Here is a 15,777-nt window from a genome sequence, read left to right on the forward strand (position 1 = left end):
CCTGCACCAGCTTCTTTGCGCACCACCGCACCGGCGTGATGACGCCCGAGGTCGACGCCTGGCGCTGGGCCGCGCCGCAGGAGCTGCCTGCGCTGTGCGCGCCTGCGATGCTGAAGCTGCTGACGCGGCTCGGGCTGGCACCGGCAGCCGGCTGAAGCCGGCTGGCCGCCGCGCGGCCACCATGCGCCTGCCGAGGATGCTTATGCGCGATGATGCGTCGCCAACCGCGACGGCCGTTCCTACGATGCTGCGATGCCAAACCCCCTGGAGCATCGCATGGCCCCACGGCCTTCCCCCACACGCCGCCGGCTGCTGATCGGCACCGCCGCCACGCTGGCCCTGCCCGGCCTGGCCGGCGCGGCAACGCCCTCTTCGCGGGACCTGGCCGGGGTCACGCTGCGCATCGGCACCTACGAGGGCAACTGGCGTGCGCTGCTGGCGGCGGCGCAGCTGGCTGATGCGCCCTACACCATCGACTGGCGCGAACTGAACAACGGCCTGCTGCACATCGAGGCGCTCAACGGCGACGCGCTGGACCTGGGCTCGGGCAGCGAGATTCCGGCCACTTTCGCGGCGCGGCAGAAGGCCAACGTGCGCTTCATCGCGGTGATCCGCGAAGACCTGAACAACCAGGTGACGTTGGCGCGCAAGGGCAGCGGCATCGAGTCGATCAAGGACCTCAAGGGCCGGCGCGTGGGCTATGTGCGCGGCACCACCGCGCACTACTTCCTGCACAAGCAGCTGGCCGAGGCGGGGCTGAGCTTCAACGACATCCAGGCCGCCAACCTGAGCCCGGCCGACGGCCTGTCGGCCTTCGACCGCGGCGACCTCGACGCCTGGGCCATCTACGGCTACAACGGCCAGCTGGCCCGCACCCGCTACGGCGCCAAGGTGCTCAAGACCGGCAAGGGCTATCTGTCGGGCAACTTCCCCATCTACGCCAACCCCAAGACCATCGCCGATCCGCTGCGGCGTGCGGCGGTGGGCGACTACCTGCTGCGCCTGCGCCGCGCCTACAGCTGGGCCAATGCCAACTACCTGGCCTATGCCCGCGCCCAGTCGGCCGAAACGCGGGTGCCGGTGGGCGACCTGATCGAGCTCTTCAACAACCGCAGCGACGACCATGCCCTGCTGCCGGTGGACGCCCAGGTGATCGCCCGCCACCAGGAGGTGGCCAGCACCTTCGCCAGGATCGGCGTGCTCGACGGCCCGGCCGAGGTGGCGCCCTTCTGGGACACCAGCTTCGGCCCGCTGCTGCGGGGCGCCGGCAGCCCGGCGGCCTGAACCTCAGCGCACGTTGCCGCGCGGCTCGGCGTTGTTGATGCGCACCTTGAACTTGCCTTCGCGCATTGCCTTCTCGCGCGCGGCCACCTTGGCCTTGAGCGCGGCGGGCACCTTGTCCTCGAAGGTGCCCAGCGGCGCCAGCTCGCCGCCGCCCACCTTCATCATCGAGTAGCGGCCGTAGTCCTCGGCCTTGAACTTGTGGGCCTTGATCGCGGCCAGCGCGGCGTCGATCGTCGGCTCCATGTTCCACAGCGCCGAGGCCACCACCGTCTCGGGGTACTTGTCCTGCGTGTTGATCACGTTGCCGATGGCCAGCACCTTGCGCTCCTTGGCCGCATCGCTGACGCCGAAGCGCTCGGCGTAGAGCACGTCCACGCCCTTGTCGATCATCGCGAAGGCGGCCTGCTTGGCCTTGGGCGGGTCGAACCAGCTGTCGATGAAGGTGACGTGGAAGCGCGCCTTCGGGTTGATGTCGCGCGCACCGGCCATGAAGGCATTCATCAGCCGGTTGGTCTCGGCCACCGGGTAGCCGGCCACCAGGCCGATCTGACCGCTCTTGCTCATGCCGGCGGCGATCATGCCGGTGAGGAAGGCGGGCTCGACGATGTAGTTGTCGAACACCGCGAAGTTGGGCCGCGCCGGCTTGCCGCTGCTGCCCATCAGGAAAGCGGTCTTGGGGAACTTGCGGGCCACCTTGCGGGCCTCGTCCTCCATCGCGAAGGCTTCGCCGACGATCAGCGCATGGCCTTGCTGGGCGTATTCGGCCAGCACCCGCTCATAGTCGGCGGCGGCCACGTTCTCGCTGAACACGTAGTCGATCTCGCCACGCGCGGCGGCGGCCTTCAAGGCCTTGTCGATGCGGCCGACCCAGAGCTGGCCGACGGGCACGGTGTAGACGGCCGCCACCTTGAGCCGCGACTGCGCGGCCACCGGCGAGGCGGCAAGCGCCAGCGACATGCCGGCGGCCACAGCGGCGGCGATGAGCTGACGACGGGATAAGAACATGCGTACTCCATGCAGATGGCAATGCTGGCTGCCATTGTGGCGTGGCGCACCGGGCCTGCCGGGGCCACGGGTGTGTTTCGGGTTGTTGGCAAACGCATCGGCACGTGCGGGCGCGCATCGTATAAGCGGGGCATGTCAGCCCCACGACTTCGTTCACATCGCTTCCCCTGCGCCGCCGCGCTGCCGCTGGTGGCGGCCCTGTGGCTGGCCGGCTGCGCGGGCCCGGCGCCCCAGGCGGGCAGCACGCCTGCGGCGCCCACGGTGCCGGCACCCGCCACACCCAGCGCCGCCGAGACCAACGCCCGGGCCGAAGCCGCCGCGCGCCAGCTGCGCAGCCTGATGGACGCCAGCGACGAAGCGATGCTGGCGCGCAACCCGATGGCCGGCCTCTTCCGCGGCGATCTGCGGCGCGCGGGCGAGTTCGGCAACCCCGATTCACCCGCCCACGTGGCGGCCGAGCGCGAAGCGGCGCAGACCGAGCTGAACCTGCTGGACGCCGTGTCGCGCGAGGCACTCAACGCCGACGACCGCGCGGCCTACGACAGCTTCCGCTGGTCGCGCCAGCTGGCGCTGGAAGCCAACGCCATGCCGCTGGCCGGCCTGTGGCCGCTGATGCCGCTGGACCAGATGCAGGGCTGGCACCTGCTGATGGCCGATATCTCGTCGGCCCAGGGCCCTGCGCCCTACCGCAGCGTGGCCGACTACGACGCCGGCCTGTCGCGCCTGCAAGGCTTCATCGTCTGGCTGGACGGGGCCACCGACCGCATGCAGCAGGGCATGGCCAGCGGCGTGGTGCTGCCCAAGGTGGTGGTGGCGCGGCTGATCGCACAGTTCGACCAGCTGGCCACGCAGGGCGTGAACGACTCGCCCTTTTACGGCCCGGTGCGGCAGATGCCGGCCGACCTGCCCGCCGCCGACCGCGAGCGCCTGACCCGCGAAACCACCGAGCTGGTGGAAGACCAGCTGCGGCCGGCACTGGCACGCATGTCGCGCTTCTTGACCACCCGCTACCTGCCCGCGGCGCGCGACAGCGTGGGCCTGTCGGCGCTGCCCGGCGGCGGCGACTACTACGCCTGGCTGATCCGCCTGCACACCACCACCGGGCTGGACGCCGCCACCGTGCACCGGCTGGGCCTGTCGGAGGTGGCGCGCATCGAAGGCGGCATGCAGGCGGTGATGCGCGAGGTGGGCTTTGCCGGCAGCCTGGGCGAGTTCTTCGAGCAGATGCGCACCGACCCGCGCTTTGCACCGGCCAGCGCGCAGGCCCTGGCCGACGGCTATGCGGCCATCGGCCAGCGGGTGGCGCAGGCCATGCCCCGGCTGTTCGGCGAGGCGCCACGCACGCCGCTGGTGATCCGGCCCACGCCCGACTACCAGGCGGTGACGGCGGCCGGCGCCAGCTACACCCCGGGGTCGCTGGACACCGGGCAGCCCGGCATCTTCCACTTCAACACCCACGACCTGCCCAGCCGCCGCACCTGGGGCATGGAAACGCTGTACCTGCACGAGGCCGTGCCCGGCCACCACTACCAGGGCTCGCTCGCGGCCGAGAACACCGCGCTGCCCAAGCAGCAGCGCTTCGACGGCAACACCGCCTATGCCGAAGGCTGGGCGCTGTATGCCGAAAGCCTGGGCCCGGAACTGGGCCTGTTCACCGACCCGTACCAGCGCTTCGGCCACTACAACGACGAGATGCTGCGTGCGATACGGCTGGTGGTGGACACCGGCCTGCATGCCTTCGGCTGGAGCCGCGAGCAGGCCATCGACTACCTGCTGGCGCATTCGGCGCTCAGCCGCACCGAGGCCACGGCCGAGGTCGAGCGCTACATCGCCATGCCGGGCCAGGCCCTGGCCTACAAGGTGGGCGCGCTCACCCTGCAGCAGCTGCGGCTGCGGGCGCAGCAGGCGCTGGGGCCGCGCTTCGACCTGAAGGCCTTCCACCGCCAGGTGCTGGATGCGGGCGCGTTGCCGATGCTGGTGCTCACCGCCCGCATCGACGACTGGATCGCCGCGCAGCAGCCGCGCTGATGCACGCCGCGCCGCGCCCGCTCAGGGCGCCTCGCCCGCCGGGCCGAAGGTCTGCTGGAACCAGCGCTGCAGCAGGCGGCGCTCGGGCTCGTAGCGCTCGGCGCTGCGGCCCGGCGGCTGGTGGGCCAGGTAGTTCAGGTCGGACAGCAGTTGCTCGCCAGCGCGCAGTTCGCGGCCGTCTTGCTCAAGCCGCCAGCGCAGCGACAGGCGCGGCCATGTGATCTCGCGCATCACCCGCATCTCGGTGCCGGTGGGGCGGCGCAGCAGCTCCAGCTCGCCGGCCAGGTCCACGTCCAGCAGCTGCACCTGCAACTGGGCGCCGGCGGGCAGGCCACGTTCGGCCAGTGGCTGCAGCGCGCCCTGCAGCGCCTGCTGGAGCTGCGCCAGCTCGACCGGCGTGGCCTGGCGGTGGCTGTAGCCGGCATCGGCAAAGCGTGCGGGCTCCACCAGCTCCACGCGCACCGCGCCAGCAGCCGCCAGGCCGGGCTGCGCCATCAGGCCGCCCAGGCACACCAGCGCCGCCAGAAAGCGGCGGTTCAGGCCTTGCATCGTTTGCATCACGCCTCCTTGCGCACCGATGGCTGGGCAGCTTACCGAGCCCACAAGCCCGCGCCAGCGACGAGGATCAAGGCCAGGGCCCGCCAGCGACGGCGCAGCGGCCGCTCACACCCAGCGGCGCAGCAGCGCCAGCAGGCCGTTGAACGCGCGCCCGTAGGGCGGGCGCAGCAGCGCCGCGCCGGTCAGCCGCGATTGGTGGAACACCGGCTTCAGGTGGCTGAAGCGGTCGAAGCCCCAGCGCCCGTGGTACGCGCCCTGGCCGCTGGCGCCCACGCCGCCGAAGGGCTGGTCTTCCTGCGCCATGTGCCACAGGCAATCGTTGAGGGTGACGCCGCCGGCATGGGTTTCCTGCAGCACGCGGTCGCGGTGGCGGGTGTCGCGGCCGAACCAGTACAAGGCCAGCGGCCGGTCGCCGGCGTTGATGCAGGCGATGGCCTCGTCCAGCGTGCCGTACTCGATCACCGGCAGCAGCGGGCCGAAGATCTCTTCCTGCATCAGCCGCATCGCGGGCGTGGCGCCCAGCACCAGCGTTGGCACCAGCTTGCGCGTGCCCTGCGACAGGTCTTCCTGCGTCGGGTTCAGCGGCACCAGGCGGGCACCCTGGGCCTGTGCATCGGCCAGCAGGGCCAGCAGGCGCTGGCGGTGGCCCTCGTGGATGATGGCGGTGTAGTCGGGGTTGTCGCGCAGCCGCGGGTACAGCCGGGCCACCGCGGCCTGCAGCCGCGGCACCAGGGCCTCGGTCATGCCGCGCGGCAGCAGCAGGTAGTCGGGGCCCACGCAGGTCTGGCCGGCGTTGAACAGCTTGCCCATGGCCAGGCGCGGCACCGCCTCGTCCAGGTCCACGCTGGCATCGAAGATCACCGGCGACTTGCCGCCCAGCTCCAGCGTCACCGACACCAGGTGGGCGGCCGCGGCCTGCGCCACCCGCCGGCCCACCGCGGTGGAGCCGGTGAACACCAGGTGGTCGAAGGGCAGCGCGCAAAAGCGCTGGCTGACGCTGGCGTCGCCGCACACCACGCTCATCTCGCCGGGGTCGAAGTACTCGGCCACCGCGGCGGCCAGCGCCGCTGCCAGCCGCGGCGCGTGTTCCGACGGCTTGATGAGCACCCGGTTGCCGGCCGCCAGCGCCCCCACTGCCGGGGCCAGCGCCACCTGCAGCGGGTAGTTCCAGGCCGCCACGACGCCCACCACGCCCAGCGGCTGCGGCAGCAGCCGGTTGTGCCCGGGCCGGAAGTGCAGCCCGGTGGGCACGCGGCGCGGGCGCATCCAGCGGCGCAGCTGCGCACGCGCATGAGACAGGCCGGCCTGCACCACGAACAGCTCGGCCAGCCGGGTTTCATGCGGGCTGCGGCCGCTGAAGTCGGCATCGATGGCGGCGACGAAGCCGGCCTCATGGTCCTGCAGCAGCTGCGCCAGCCTGTCCAGCCGCGAGAGGCGCTGCGCCAGGCTGGGAAAGCGCTCGGCCGCAAACGCCGCTCGCTGGGCGGCGAAGGCGGCGTCCAGCGGGTCGACGGTACGCAGGAAAGGTTCGGTGCGCATGGGCCGCATCGTCGGGCCGACGGCCCTGGCTGTCCATGGGTCAAACGGTCAGGCGCTTGGGGATGTCGGCCAAACGCCCCGGCCGGTCAGGCGCTGGCCTGGCCGTCCGCCGCCGGCGTGATGCCGGCCATCAGCTCGCACAGCTTGAAGATGGCGGTGGCATTCAGCTCGCCCCAGCCCAGGTTCTGCGCCACCTTGTTCAGCTCATGCACGGTGTTGCTCAGCATCACCGGCACACCCAGGCTTTCGGCATGGTTGCGGATCAGCTCGGTGTCCTTGACCATGGTGCGCAGGTGGAACGAGACGTCGAACTGCCCGTCCCACATCGCGCGGCCGGCCCCTTCCACGATGGGCGAGCGGAAGTCGCTTTCGCTCCACACGTCCACCAGCTGGTGGCCGTCCAGGCCCGACTTGCGCGCCAGCGCCAGCGACTCGGCCAGCGCCGCGACGATGGTGCTGACCAGGTGGTTGCCGCACAGCTTGGCCGCGCAACCGGCGCCCACCTCGCCCATGTGGCGGGCCGAGGCGCCCAGCTGCTGCAGCACCGGCTGCGCCGCGGCCCAGCCCTCGGCGCTGGCGCCGGCCATGATCCACAGGCCACCGGCATGCGCCTCGGCCCGGCTGCCGTGCACCGGTGCATCCACGAACAAGGCGCCCGCCGCCTGGAAGCGGGCCGCCAGCTCACGCGCGGTGGCCGGCAACTGGGTGCTCATGTCGATGAACACCTGGCCCGGCTGCGCGGCCTGCAGCAGGCCGTCGGGCCCTTCCAGCACGCTGCGCAGCGCCTCTTCGTTCCACACCAGCAGCAGCACGTGGCTGGCGCCTTCGGCGGCCTGGGCCGGCGTGGCATGCAGCGTGGCCCCGCCCTCCACCAGCGCCTGCGCGTTGGCGGGCGTGCGGTTCCAGCAGCGCACCGCGTGGCCATGGCGGCGCAGCGTCAGGCCCACGCCGGTTCCCAGCACCCCGGTGCCGATGACGGCGATGTTCATGCTTGCCCTTCTGCGGCCTGCACGACGTGGTCGCGCATGGCCTGGATGATGAGATGACCCACGGTGGCGCCTGCATCCTGCAGGCCCACCGACTTCTCGCGGAAGACCGCGGCCTTGCCGTGCTGCGCCGTCATGGTCTTGGTGGCTTCCAGGGCCTGGGCCGCCACGGCCTCGGCCTGCACCACGGCTTCGCGCAGCGGCAGGCCGACGGCCGCCGAGGCTTCCAGCGACTGCAGCAGCGGCCCCAGCACGTCCACCAGCGTCTTGTCGCCAGGCTTGGCCTTGCCGCGTTCCACCACGCCATCGTGGTACGCGCGCCAGAAGGCGGCCAGCTCGGCGGTGCCGATGGTCTCGGCCGCCAGCAGCGCCTTGCCGCCGCGCATGAAGCCGGTGGCCGTGAGCGTGCCCATGGTCGAAGGCGCCGCCTTGGCGATGGCCATGCCGGCCATCTGCAGCGGCTTGCCGATGCCGTCGGTGCCGGCCGTGGCCAGCTGGGCCAGCACCGCTTCATGCGCGGCGATGAAGCCCTTGCTCATCGTGATGCCCAGGTCGCTGTCGCCCACCTTGCCGTCGAGCGCGATCAGCGCCTCGCGCTGCTGGGTGAACACCTCGCGCAGGCGCTGGAACAGGCCCGCCAGCTCGGGCTTGCCGATGCGGTCCATCACCGGCCCGCCTGCGTGTGCTGGCGGAAGAACGGGGTGTCGGCCGGCGCGGTGATCAGGCGCTTGAGCTCGTCGTCCAGCCTGATGAGCGAGATCGACGCGCCGGCCATCTCCATCGCGGTGGCGAACTCGCCCACGTGCACCTGGGCCACCTGCACGCCCTGGCCGCCCAGCACCTGGTGGATGCGGCGGTACATCACGTACAGCTCTTCCTGCGGCGTGCCGCCCAGGCCGTTGACCAGCACCGCCACCTCGCTGCCCTGCCCCAGCTGCAGCTCGGCCAGGATGGGCTTGAGCATCTCGTCCACCACCGCATCGGCCGGCAGCAGCGGGCCGCGGCGGATGCCGGGCTCGCCGTGGATGCCCATGCCGATCTCCATCTCGCTGTCGCCGATCGAGAAGGTGGCATGGCCCACCTCGGGCACGATGCAGCTGCTCAGCGCCACGCCCATGGTGCGCGTGGCCAGGCGGGCCTTGTCGGCCACGCGCCTCACCTCGTCCAGCGACATGCCTTCTTCAGCGGCGGCACCCGCGGCCTTGTAGACGAAGAAGATGCCCGCCACGCCGCGGCGCTTGTGCTCTTCGCCCTGCACCGAAGAGGCCACGTCGTCGTTGCCCACCACCGACAGCACCCGGATGTTCTCCATCTCGGCCAGCTCGGTGGCCATGTCGAAGTTGAGGATGTCGCCGGTGTAGTTGCCGTAGATGTACAGCACGCCCGCGCCCTGGTCGATGGCCTTGGTGACCTCGAACATTTGCTGCGCGCTGGGCGACTGGAACACGCCGCCCACGGCGCAGCCGTCCAGCATGCCGCGGCCGACGTAGCCCAGGAACAGCGGCAGGTGGCCCGAGCCGCCGCCGGTGGCCAGGCCCACCTTGCCCGCCTTGCGCGCTACCGACACCAGGCAGCGCTTGTCGTCGGCCACGTAGGTGAGTTGCTGCGGATGGGCGGCGTAAAGGCCTTCCAGCATCTCGTCGACAAAGGCTTCGGGCTGGTTCAAGAACTTCTTCATGGGGTGTGCTCCTCGTTCCTTCTTGGGAGGTGGGTGGCGGCGGATTTCAGCGGCGCTTGCGCACCACGAAGAAGGCCCCCGCGACCAGGATGAATGCGCCGACGACGACGCGCTGCCAGGTGCTGGGCACGCCGGCCATGATCAGCACGTTGTTGATGACCACCACCAGCAGCACGCCCAGCAGCGTGCCCAGCACGCTGCCGGTGCCGCCGGTGATGCGCGCCCCGCCCAGCACCACGGCGGCGATGACGTCGATCTCCATGCCCACCAGGTCGAACGGATTGGCCAGGCGGTTGGCGCACACATGGATCATCCCGGCCACGCCGGCCAGTGCGCCGGTGTACGCAAAGATGAAGAAGTGGATGGCCCGCACGTTGTAGCCCAGGCGTTCGGCCACGGCCAGGCTGCCGCCGGCGGCAAAGATGGCGCGGCCCATCAGCGTGCGGCGCAGCAGCCACCAGGTGAGCAGTGCCGCAGCCGGCAACACCAGGAAGTAGGCCGGCAGGATGACCTGCGTGCCGCGCTGCGACTCGAAGGCGATCAGGGGGATCTTGCCGAAGCTGTCCATCTGGTCGGGCAGCTGCGTGATCCACACGGTGCCGATGAAGGTGAGCAGCACGCCGCGGAACAGGTACTGGGTGCCGATGGTGACGATCAGCGAAGGCGCCTTCAGCCCATGCACCAGCAGCCCGTTGACGAAGCCCAGCAGCCCGCCGCCCAGCGCCGCGGCCAGGAACACCAGCGGCAGCGGCGCCTGCGGCGCATGCGTGACCACCAGCTGCGTGACGCTGTACATCGACAGCGCGGCAATGGCGGTGAACGACACATCGATGCCGCCTGCGGCCAGGATGACGAAGACGCCCAGCGCGAACAGGCCGATCACCACGCTGGCGCGGGCGATGTCGATCAGCGTCTGCGCCGACAGGAACGCCGGGTTGGCGATGGCCACGAAGCTGCACAGCGCCACCAGCAGGAACAGCGTGAACAGCTCGGGCCGGCGCGCCAGCAGCCGCTGCAGGCCTTGCAGGCCGCCGGCCGGGCTGCGCGCCCCGGGTGCGGCACCATCGGCCGCGGTGAGGGAGGTGTTCATGCCAGGGCCTCCAGCGGCGCTTCGGTGTCCGATGCCAGCATCGCGTCCACCAGTCGTTCTTCCTGCACCGCATCGGCCGCGTATTCAGCGGCCATGCGGCCATTGCGCATCACCAGGATGCGGTCGCAGTTCTGCAGCAGCTCGGGCAGGTCGTCGCTGATCACCAGCAGACCCATGCCCTTGGCCGACAGCGACTGGATGACCTTGTAGATGGTGTCCTTCGAGCCCACGTCCACGCCCACCGTGGGGCCGTGCAGCAGCAGCAGCCGCGGCGCGATGGTGAGCCAGCGGCCGATGAGCACCCGCTGCTGGTTGCCGCCCGACAGCGACTGCACCGGCAGGTCGACGTTGGGCGTGGCGATGCGCAGCTCCTGCACCAGGTCCTGTGCCAGCGCACGCGACTTGCCCGCGTCCAGCAGGCCCAGGCGGCCACGCAGCTTGTCCAGCACCAGCGCCGCCATGTTGGCCAGGATGGGCTTGTCCAGGAACAGGCCTTCGGCCAGCCGGTCTTCGGGCACGTAGCCGATGCCGTGGGCAATCGCGTCCGACGGCTGGCGCACCTGCACCGGCCGGCCTTCCATCAGCATCTGGCCGTGGGTGGCCGCCATCACGCCGGCCAGCGCCAGCGCCAGTTCGTTGCGGCCGGAATCGGCCAGGCCGGTGATGCCGACGATCTCGCCGCGCGCCACGCTCAGGCTCACGTCATGGAAATGCCGGCCGCAGCCCAGGCCCTGCAGCTGCAACAGCAGCGTGGCACCGGGCGCCACCGCGCCGGCCTGCCGGTAGCGGGTGCCGTCGATCAGGCGGCCGGTCATCAGCTGGCCCAGCTCGGCCTTGGTGTAGCTGTGGATCGGGCCCTGCGCCACGCACTGTCCGTCGCGGAGCACGATGGCCTGGCCGCCGATGCGGTAGCACTCGTCCAGCTTGTGGGTGACGAACAGCACCGCCACCTGGTCACGCTGCAGCTCGCCCACCACGCGGATGAGGTTGTCCACCTCGCGCCGGGTGAGCGAGGTGGTGGGCTCGTCCATGATCACCAGCTTGGCCCGCGTGGCGATGGCGCGCGCGATGGCCACCAGCTGGCGCACCGCCAGCGGCAGCTCGCTGACCACGGTGCCCAGGAAGCCGTCGTCGGCGGGCAGGCCGGCACTGGCCAGCGCGCGGCGCGCGGTGTCACGCAGCAGCCGGTCGTCGAGCCGGCGCGCCAGGCGGCCCTGGCCGCGCACCAATTGCTCCGACAGCGCCACGTTCTCGGCCACCGACAGGTTGGGAATCAGGGAGAGGTCCTGGTACACCGTCTCGATGCCGGCGGCCAGCGCCTCGATGGGCGTCAGCGACGCATGGTCGCGGCCTTCCAGCCGGATGCTGCCCTCGTCGGGCGGCTGCGCCCCGGAGATGATCTTGATGAGCGTGCTCTTGCCGCAGCCGTTTTCGCCCAGCAGGTGGTAGATGCCGCCCCGCTCGATCGTGACGTGGATGCCGCGCAGCGCATGCACACCGCCGAAACGCTTGTGGATGCCGTGCACCTCCAGGAACGCAGCCATGGTCATCAGAACATGTAGTTCTTGTAGGTGGCCTTGTCGGCGATCACCATCGCATTGCCCACCAGCAGCAGGCCCTGGCCCGGACCCTTGGTGACGGTGACCTTGTCATAGCCCTTGACGCCCAGGTCGATGCCGTTGGTCAGCGGCTTCTTCTCGAGCAGCAGCTTGGCCACCTTGTTCATGGCCAGGCCGGCGTCCTTGGGGTCCCAGAAGCCGATGGCGGTGATGGCCCCCGAGTCCAGCAGCTTGGCCGAGGGGTTGGGCAGGCCGGTGCCCACCAGGCACACCTTGCCGGCCAGGCCCGCTTCTTCGATGGCGCGGCCGATGCCCAGCACGTCGTTGCCGGCCGAGCTCTGGAAGCCCTTGATGTCCGGGTGCTTGCGCAGGATCTCCTTGGCCTTCTCGTAGGTCTTGTTGGCGTCGTCGAAGGATTCGTTCTTCGCGTCCACCAATTGCATGCCGGGGTACTTGGCGGCGTTCTTGGCGCCGGCGTCCACCCACTGCAGGTGGGTGCGGCTGCCCAGCGAGCCGACGAACGAGGTCCACTTGCCCTGCTTGCCCATGCAGCTGGCCAGGCGCTCGTTCAGCGCGGTGCCGTAGGCGGCGTTGTCGAAGGCCTCGATGTTGGCCTGCGTGTTCTTCTGGTTGTCGGCCTCGTGCGTCACCACCACGATGCCGCGGTCCATCGCGCGCTTGAGCGCGCCTTCGATCACCGCCGGGTCCATCGGCACCACGGCCAGGGCGTTCACCTTGCGGGCCACCAGGTCGTCGATGATCTTGAGCTGCTGCGCCGCATCGGCCGTGGCCGGGCCGCTCTGGCTGGCGTTGACGGTGGGCGTGCTGGCGGCAAATTCCTTGACGCCGGTTTCCATGCGGTTGAACCAGGGAATGCCGCTGATCTTGACCACGGTGGCGATGGTGGGCTTGTCCTGTGCGGCCAGGGTGCCGACGGTGGCGGCCAGCACCGCGCCGACCAGGCAGGCCTTGTGGGGAACGAATTGCATGGGGATGTCTCCGGTTCTTGACCCTCAGGACGGACGCTTCGGCGCAGGAGGGGGCTGCATCGAAACGGTGATCGGGGCGGCGTTGCGCGGCATCAGGCTGCGCAGGCTCACGCGGCCGACGGCCAGGAACAGCAGCAGCAGCAGTCCCCAGGCGCAGTCGCGGAAGAAGTTGGACAGGTCGGCGAAATTGAGCATGCTGGACAGCAGCTGCAGCGCCGTGGTCGACAGGAACAGGTTGATCACGCGGCCGTGGCCGCCTTCGGGCTTCACGCCCGCCATCACGGTGATGAGGATGGCGATCAGCAGGTAAGACTGGCCGTAGTCCCACTTCACGTTGACGTTGCGCGAAGCGATGAGCACGCCCGCCAGCCCGGCCAGCAGGCCCGACAGGCCATAGGTGGTGATCAGCAGCCGCGCCTGCGGAAAGCCGGCATAACGCGCGGCCTGCGGGTTGGTGCCCATCAAAAACAGGCGCACGCCGAAGGGGCTGAAGCGCAGCGCCGCGCCGATGGCCAGCAGCACCGCGCAGAACAGCAGGAACGACCAGGGCACGCCCAGGAACAGGCCGTTGCCCAGCTCCATCAACGGCTCGGCACTGCCCACGCGCACCGAAGGCCCGCCCGACAGCACCACCGCCAGGCCGGTGAACAGCAGCTGCGTGCCCAGCGTGCACAGGATGGGCGTGAGGCCCAGCCGCGCGATCAGCAGCCCGTTGACCAGGCCGCCCGCCAGGCCCACCGCCAGCGCCACCGAGGCAAAGGCCAGCGTGAACAGCAGCGGCGCTTCATCGGCCGACAGCCAGCGGCCCACCAGCAGCGCCGACAGCACGCCCGACAGATTGGCCAGCGCGATGCCGGACAGGTCGATGCCGCCGTTGCCGGCACACATGGCCAGCATCACGCCGGCGGCCAGCAGGCCCAGCTCGGGCAGCTGGCTGGCCATGGACTGCAGGTTGTAGGGGTCGATGAAGGCGCCGCGCGACAACACCGAGCCCGCCAGCAGCACCAGCAGGTTGATGCCCACGAGGAACAGCAGTTGGGGATCTTGCTTGGTTTTCATCGGTTCGCGCGGCATAGGCGTTTAGTGAACGCACTGAACAACCGCCACTACGTTTAATGAATATCCTAGGTCGTTTCACTGAACGCATGATCCGGACAAACCCTGTTGGCGCGGACCCTGAGATGCCAATATGCACCCTGTTCGGCGCTGCTCGTTCAACTAGAATTTAGTGAACGTTTGATTGAAGCCCGAAGCCCATGTCATCCACCGTCAAGGACATCGCCCAGCTGGCGCAGGTCTCGGCCGCCACCGTCTCGCTGGTGCTCAACGGCAAGGGCGGCATCTCGGAAGAAACGCGGGCGCGGGTGCTGCAGGCGGCCGCCAGCCTGCACTACGCGCCGCGCAGCCCCAAGGCCGGCGCACCCGCGCACACCGGCACGCTGCGCTTCCTGAAGATCGCCAAGCACGGTCACACCGTGAACCGCGACCACAACACCTTCATCGCCGACTACATCGACGGCATGTCGCACGAAGCCGGCGCCAAGGGCTACAAGCTGGAGATCGTCAGCTACGAAGGCACGCCGGTGGAGGACATCGTGGCCTCGCTGGCGGGCACCTCGCTCAGCGGCGTGGTGGTGCTGGGCACCGAGCTGTCGGAAGACGACGTGCGGCTGTTCGAGGGCGTGGCGCTGCCGCTGGTGTTCATCGACACCCACTACGACCTGCTGGAACAGAACTTCGTGAACATGAACAACCGCGACGCGGTGTTCAAGATCCTGTCGCACTTCGCGCAGCGGGGCTTCCGGCACATCGGCTTCGTGGCCAGCAACGTGGCCACCACCAACTTCCGGCTGCGGCGCGAAGCCTTCATGGACGGCATGAAGGTGCTGGGCCTGCCGGTGCGCTCGCGCGACATCATCACGGTGGACTCCACCTACGACGGCGCCTACCAGGACATGCTGGCCAAGCTGCAGGGCGGCCTGGCGGTGCCCGAGTGCCTGTTCTGCACCAACGACATCATCACCTACGGCTGCATCAAGGCGCTGCGCGAGTTCAACCTGCGCATCCCGCAGGACCTGTCGGTCATCGGCTTCGACAACCTGCCGATGAGCGCGGCCATGGACCCGCCGCTGACCACCATCGACGTGTCCAAGCGGCAGATCGGCTACCAGGCGATCAAGCTGCTGGACGACCTGGTGCGCGCCACCGACCGCGCCCCGGCGGTCAAGATCATGGTGGGCGCCAACCTGGTGGAACGCGCCAGCGTGGCCAGCCCGCCGCAGCGCTGAGGCACGCGCCCGACACCGCCCGTACACAGCTTGCAAAACAGCCGGTCGCCCGAGGCGGTTATCCTCGGCGGCCGTTCACTGCCACAGAAAGAGACGATGGCCACCGCCGCAAAGAAGTCGGGCGCTTTCATGAAGCCCCTGAAGCCCAGCGCAGAACTCGCGAAGATCGTGGGTGATGAGCCCCTGGCCCGCACCGAAGTCACCAAGCGCGTGTGGGACTACATCAAGGCCCACAACCTGCAGAACCCCGCCAACAAGCGCAACATCCTGTGCGACGCTGCGCTCAAGAACGTGATGGGCAAGGACGAGGTCACGATGTTCGAGATGACCGCCTTGGTCGGCAAGCACCTCAGCTGAAACCTGGAGCCCCCAAGCTCACTGCGTTCGCTACCCCCCATGGGGGCTCCTAGTCCCTTGGGGCGGCCCAGCGGGACTGGGGCACAGACCGGCTATGCGCCGGTCAGGACGATCCAGGCCGGCGCATGGTCGCTGGCCTTTTCGCGGCCCCGCACGGCCTTGTCCACGCCGGCCGCCCGCAGGCGCTCAAGCGCCGGTGCGTTGAGCATCAAATGGTCGATGCGCAAACCGGCGTCGCGTTGCCAGCGCTGGCGCAGGTAGTCCCAGAAGGTGTAGAGCGGTGCGTCCGGGTGCAAGGCCCGCAGCGCATCGGTCCAGCCTTCGGCCTGCAGTTGCTCGAACGCGGCCCGCGCCTCGGGCTGCAGCAGCGCATCCTTCTTCCACGAGCGGGTGGAATAGATGTCGGCCACCGCATC

General features: G+C 69.9%; 14 protein-coding genes and 1 pseudogene. 4 read left to right on the forward strand and 11 right to left on the reverse strand.

Annotation, left to right across the window (positions count from 1 at the left end):
• The first annotated feature begins 276 nt into the window (after nucleotides 1-276).
• Nucleotides 277-1,284, forward strand: a complete 1,008-nt coding sequence (locus tag ABNT58_RS04450; protein ID WP_348752315.1) for an ABC transporter substrate-binding protein — start codon at nucleotides 277-279, stop codon at nucleotides 1,282-1,284.
• Between the two features lie 3 nt (nucleotides 1,285-1,287).
• On the opposite strand, the gene ABNT58_RS04455 is transcribed toward ABNT58_RS04450, so the two are convergent.
• The gene (locus ABNT58_RS04455) at nucleotides 1,288-2,289 is read right to left on the reverse strand and encodes a BMP family protein (RefSeq protein ID WP_348752302.1); all 1,002 of its coding nucleotides are present in this window, start codon (nucleotides 2,287-2,289) and stop codon (nucleotides 1,288-1,290) included.
• Between the two features lie 132 nt (nucleotides 2,290-2,421).
• On the opposite strand from ABNT58_RS04455, the gene ABNT58_RS04460 reads away from it, so the two are divergent.
• Nucleotides 2,422-4,317 carry a DUF885 domain-containing protein gene (locus tag ABNT58_RS04460; protein WP_348752303.1) on the forward strand — a complete coding sequence of 632 codons (1,896 nt, stop codon included), beginning with the start codon at nucleotides 2,422-2,424 and terminating at the stop codon, nucleotides 4,315-4,317.
• Between the two features lie 21 nt (nucleotides 4,318-4,338).
• On the opposite strand, the gene ABNT58_RS04465 is transcribed toward ABNT58_RS04460, so the two are convergent.
• From ABNT58_RS04465 to ABNT58_RS04505, 9 genes are all read right to left on the reverse strand, one after another.
• Nucleotides 4,339-4,875: a DUF3016 domain-containing protein gene (locus tag ABNT58_RS04465; protein WP_348752304.1), complete on the reverse strand. Its 537-nt coding sequence runs from the start codon at nucleotides 4,873-4,875 to the stop codon at nucleotides 4,339-4,341.
• Between the two features lie 105 nt (nucleotides 4,876-4,980).
• Nucleotides 4,981-6,414: a coniferyl aldehyde dehydrogenase gene (locus ABNT58_RS04470; protein WP_348752305.1), complete on the reverse strand. Its 1,434-nt coding sequence runs from the start codon at nucleotides 6,412-6,414 to the stop codon at nucleotides 4,981-4,983.
• Nucleotides 6,415-6,500: 86 nt separating this feature from the next.
• Nucleotides 6,501-7,403: an NAD(P)-dependent oxidoreductase gene (locus tag ABNT58_RS04475; protein ID WP_348752306.1), complete on the reverse strand. Its 903-nt coding sequence runs from the start codon at nucleotides 7,401-7,403 to the stop codon at nucleotides 6,501-6,503.
• Nucleotides 7,400-8,065 (reverse strand): DAK2 domain-containing protein, encoded by a 666-nt coding sequence (locus ABNT58_RS04480; RefSeq protein ID WP_348752307.1) that lies wholly within the window; start codon nucleotides 8,063-8,065, stop codon nucleotides 7,400-7,402. Before ABNT58_RS04480 ends, ABNT58_RS04475 begins: the two co-directional genes overlap by 4 nt.
• Nucleotides 8,065-9,078, reverse strand: coding sequence for a dihydroxyacetone kinase subunit DhaK (locus ABNT58_RS04485; RefSeq protein WP_348752308.1), 1,014 nt, complete (start codon nucleotides 9,076-9,078; stop codon nucleotides 8,065-8,067). The genes ABNT58_RS04480 and ABNT58_RS04485 overlap by 1 nt, the downstream gene beginning before the upstream one ends.
• Nucleotides 9,079-9,124: 46 nt before the next feature.
• Complete coding sequence (locus ABNT58_RS04490) at nucleotides 9,125-10,168, reverse strand: ABC transporter permease (RefSeq protein ID WP_348752309.1); 1,044 nt, start codon at nucleotides 10,166-10,168, stop codon at nucleotides 9,125-9,127.
• The gene (locus ABNT58_RS04495; protein ID WP_348752310.1) at nucleotides 10,165-11,712 is read right to left on the reverse strand and encodes a sugar ABC transporter ATP-binding protein; all 1,548 of its coding nucleotides are present in this window, start codon (nucleotides 11,710-11,712) and stop codon (nucleotides 10,165-10,167) included. The genes ABNT58_RS04490 and ABNT58_RS04495 overlap by 4 nt, the downstream gene beginning before the upstream one ends.
• Nucleotides 11,713-11,717: 5 nt before the next feature.
• The gene (locus ABNT58_RS04500) at nucleotides 11,718-12,716 is read right to left on the reverse strand and encodes a substrate-binding domain-containing protein (RefSeq protein ID WP_348752311.1); all 999 of its coding nucleotides are present in this window, start codon (nucleotides 12,714-12,716) and stop codon (nucleotides 11,718-11,720) included.
• Between the two features lie 24 nt (nucleotides 12,717-12,740).
• Nucleotides 12,741-13,775, reverse strand: coding sequence for an ABC transporter permease (locus ABNT58_RS04505; protein ID WP_348752312.1), 1,035 nt, complete (start codon nucleotides 13,773-13,775; stop codon nucleotides 12,741-12,743).
• A gap of 197 nt (nucleotides 13,776-13,972) precedes the next feature.
• On the opposite strand from ABNT58_RS04505, the gene ABNT58_RS04510 reads away from it, so the two are divergent.
• Both ABNT58_RS04510 and ABNT58_RS04515 read left to right on the forward strand, forming a co-directional pair.
• Nucleotides 13,973-15,004, forward strand: a complete 1,032-nt coding sequence (locus ABNT58_RS04510; RefSeq protein ID WP_348752313.1) for a LacI family DNA-binding transcriptional regulator — start codon at nucleotides 13,973-13,975, stop codon at nucleotides 15,002-15,004.
• A 96-nt stretch (nucleotides 15,005-15,100) separates the two neighbouring features.
• Complete coding sequence (locus ABNT58_RS04515) at nucleotides 15,101-15,361, forward strand: SWIB/MDM2 domain-containing protein (protein WP_348752314.1); 261 nt, start codon at nucleotides 15,101-15,103, stop codon at nucleotides 15,359-15,361.
• A 92-nt stretch (nucleotides 15,362-15,453) separates the two neighbouring features.
• Here ABNT58_RS04515 and ABNT58_RS04520 read toward each other — a convergent pair.
• Nucleotides 15,454-15,777 (reverse strand): annotated as a pseudogene (locus ABNT58_RS04520) (exodeoxyribonuclease III); the annotation flags it as partial.

This window comes from uncultured Aquincola sp. (genome assembly GCF_964001545.1).
GTDB lineage: Bacteria > Pseudomonadota > Gammaproteobacteria > Burkholderiales > Burkholderiaceae_C > Aquincola.

What these genes read in the sequence shown, in the direction of transcription:
- ABNT58_RS04450 (WP_348752315.1), top strand. Translation starts at nt 277, where the DNA reads ATGGCCCCACGGCCTTCCCCCACACGCCGCCGGCTGCTGATCGGCACC.
- ABNT58_RS04455 (WP_348752302.1), bottom strand. Translation starts at nt 2,289, where the DNA reads ATGTTCTTATCCCGTCGTCAGCTCATCGCCGCCGCTGTGGCCGCCGGC.
- ABNT58_RS04460 (WP_348752303.1), top strand. Translation starts at nt 2,422, where the DNA reads ATGTCAGCCCCACGACTTCGTTCACATCGCTTCCCCTGCGCCGCCGCG.
- ABNT58_RS04465 (WP_348752304.1), bottom strand. Translation starts at nt 4,875, where the DNA reads ATGCAAACGATGCAAGGCCTGAACCGCCGCTTTCTGGCGGCGCTGGTG.
- ABNT58_RS04470 (WP_348752305.1), bottom strand. Translation starts at nt 6,414, where the DNA reads ATGCGCACCGAACCTTTCCTGCGTACCGTCGACCCGCTGGACGCCGCC.
- ABNT58_RS04475 (WP_348752306.1), bottom strand. Translation starts at nt 7,403, where the DNA reads ATGAACATCGCCGTCATCGGCACCGGGGTGCTGGGAACCGGCGTGGGC.
- ABNT58_RS04480 (WP_348752307.1), bottom strand. Translation starts at nt 8,065, where the DNA reads ATGGACCGCATCGGCAAGCCCGAGCTGGCGGGCCTGTTCCAGCGCCTG.
- ABNT58_RS04485 (WP_348752308.1), bottom strand. Translation starts at nt 9,078, where the DNA reads ATGAAGAAGTTCTTGAACCAGCCCGAAGCCTTTGTCGACGAGATGCTG.
- ABNT58_RS04490 (WP_348752309.1), bottom strand. Translation starts at nt 10,168, where the DNA reads ATGAACACCTCCCTCACCGCGGCCGATGGTGCCGCACCCGGGGCGCGC.
- ABNT58_RS04495 (WP_348752310.1), bottom strand. Translation starts at nt 11,712, where the DNA reads ATGGCTGCGTTCCTGGAGGTGCACGGCATCCACAAGCGTTTCGGCGGT.
- ABNT58_RS04500 (WP_348752311.1), bottom strand. Translation starts at nt 12,716, where the DNA reads ATGCAATTCGTTCCCCACAAGGCCTGCCTGGTCGGCGCGGTGCTGGCC.
- ABNT58_RS04505 (WP_348752312.1), bottom strand. Translation starts at nt 13,775, where the DNA reads ATGAAAACCAAGCAAGATCCCCAACTGCTGTTCCTCGTGGGCATCAAC.
- ABNT58_RS04510 (WP_348752313.1), top strand. Translation starts at nt 13,973, where the DNA reads ATGTCATCCACCGTCAAGGACATCGCCCAGCTGGCGCAGGTCTCGGCC.
- ABNT58_RS04515 (WP_348752314.1), top strand. Translation starts at nt 15,101, where the DNA reads ATGGCCACCGCCGCAAAGAAGTCGGGCGCTTTCATGAAGCCCCTGAAG.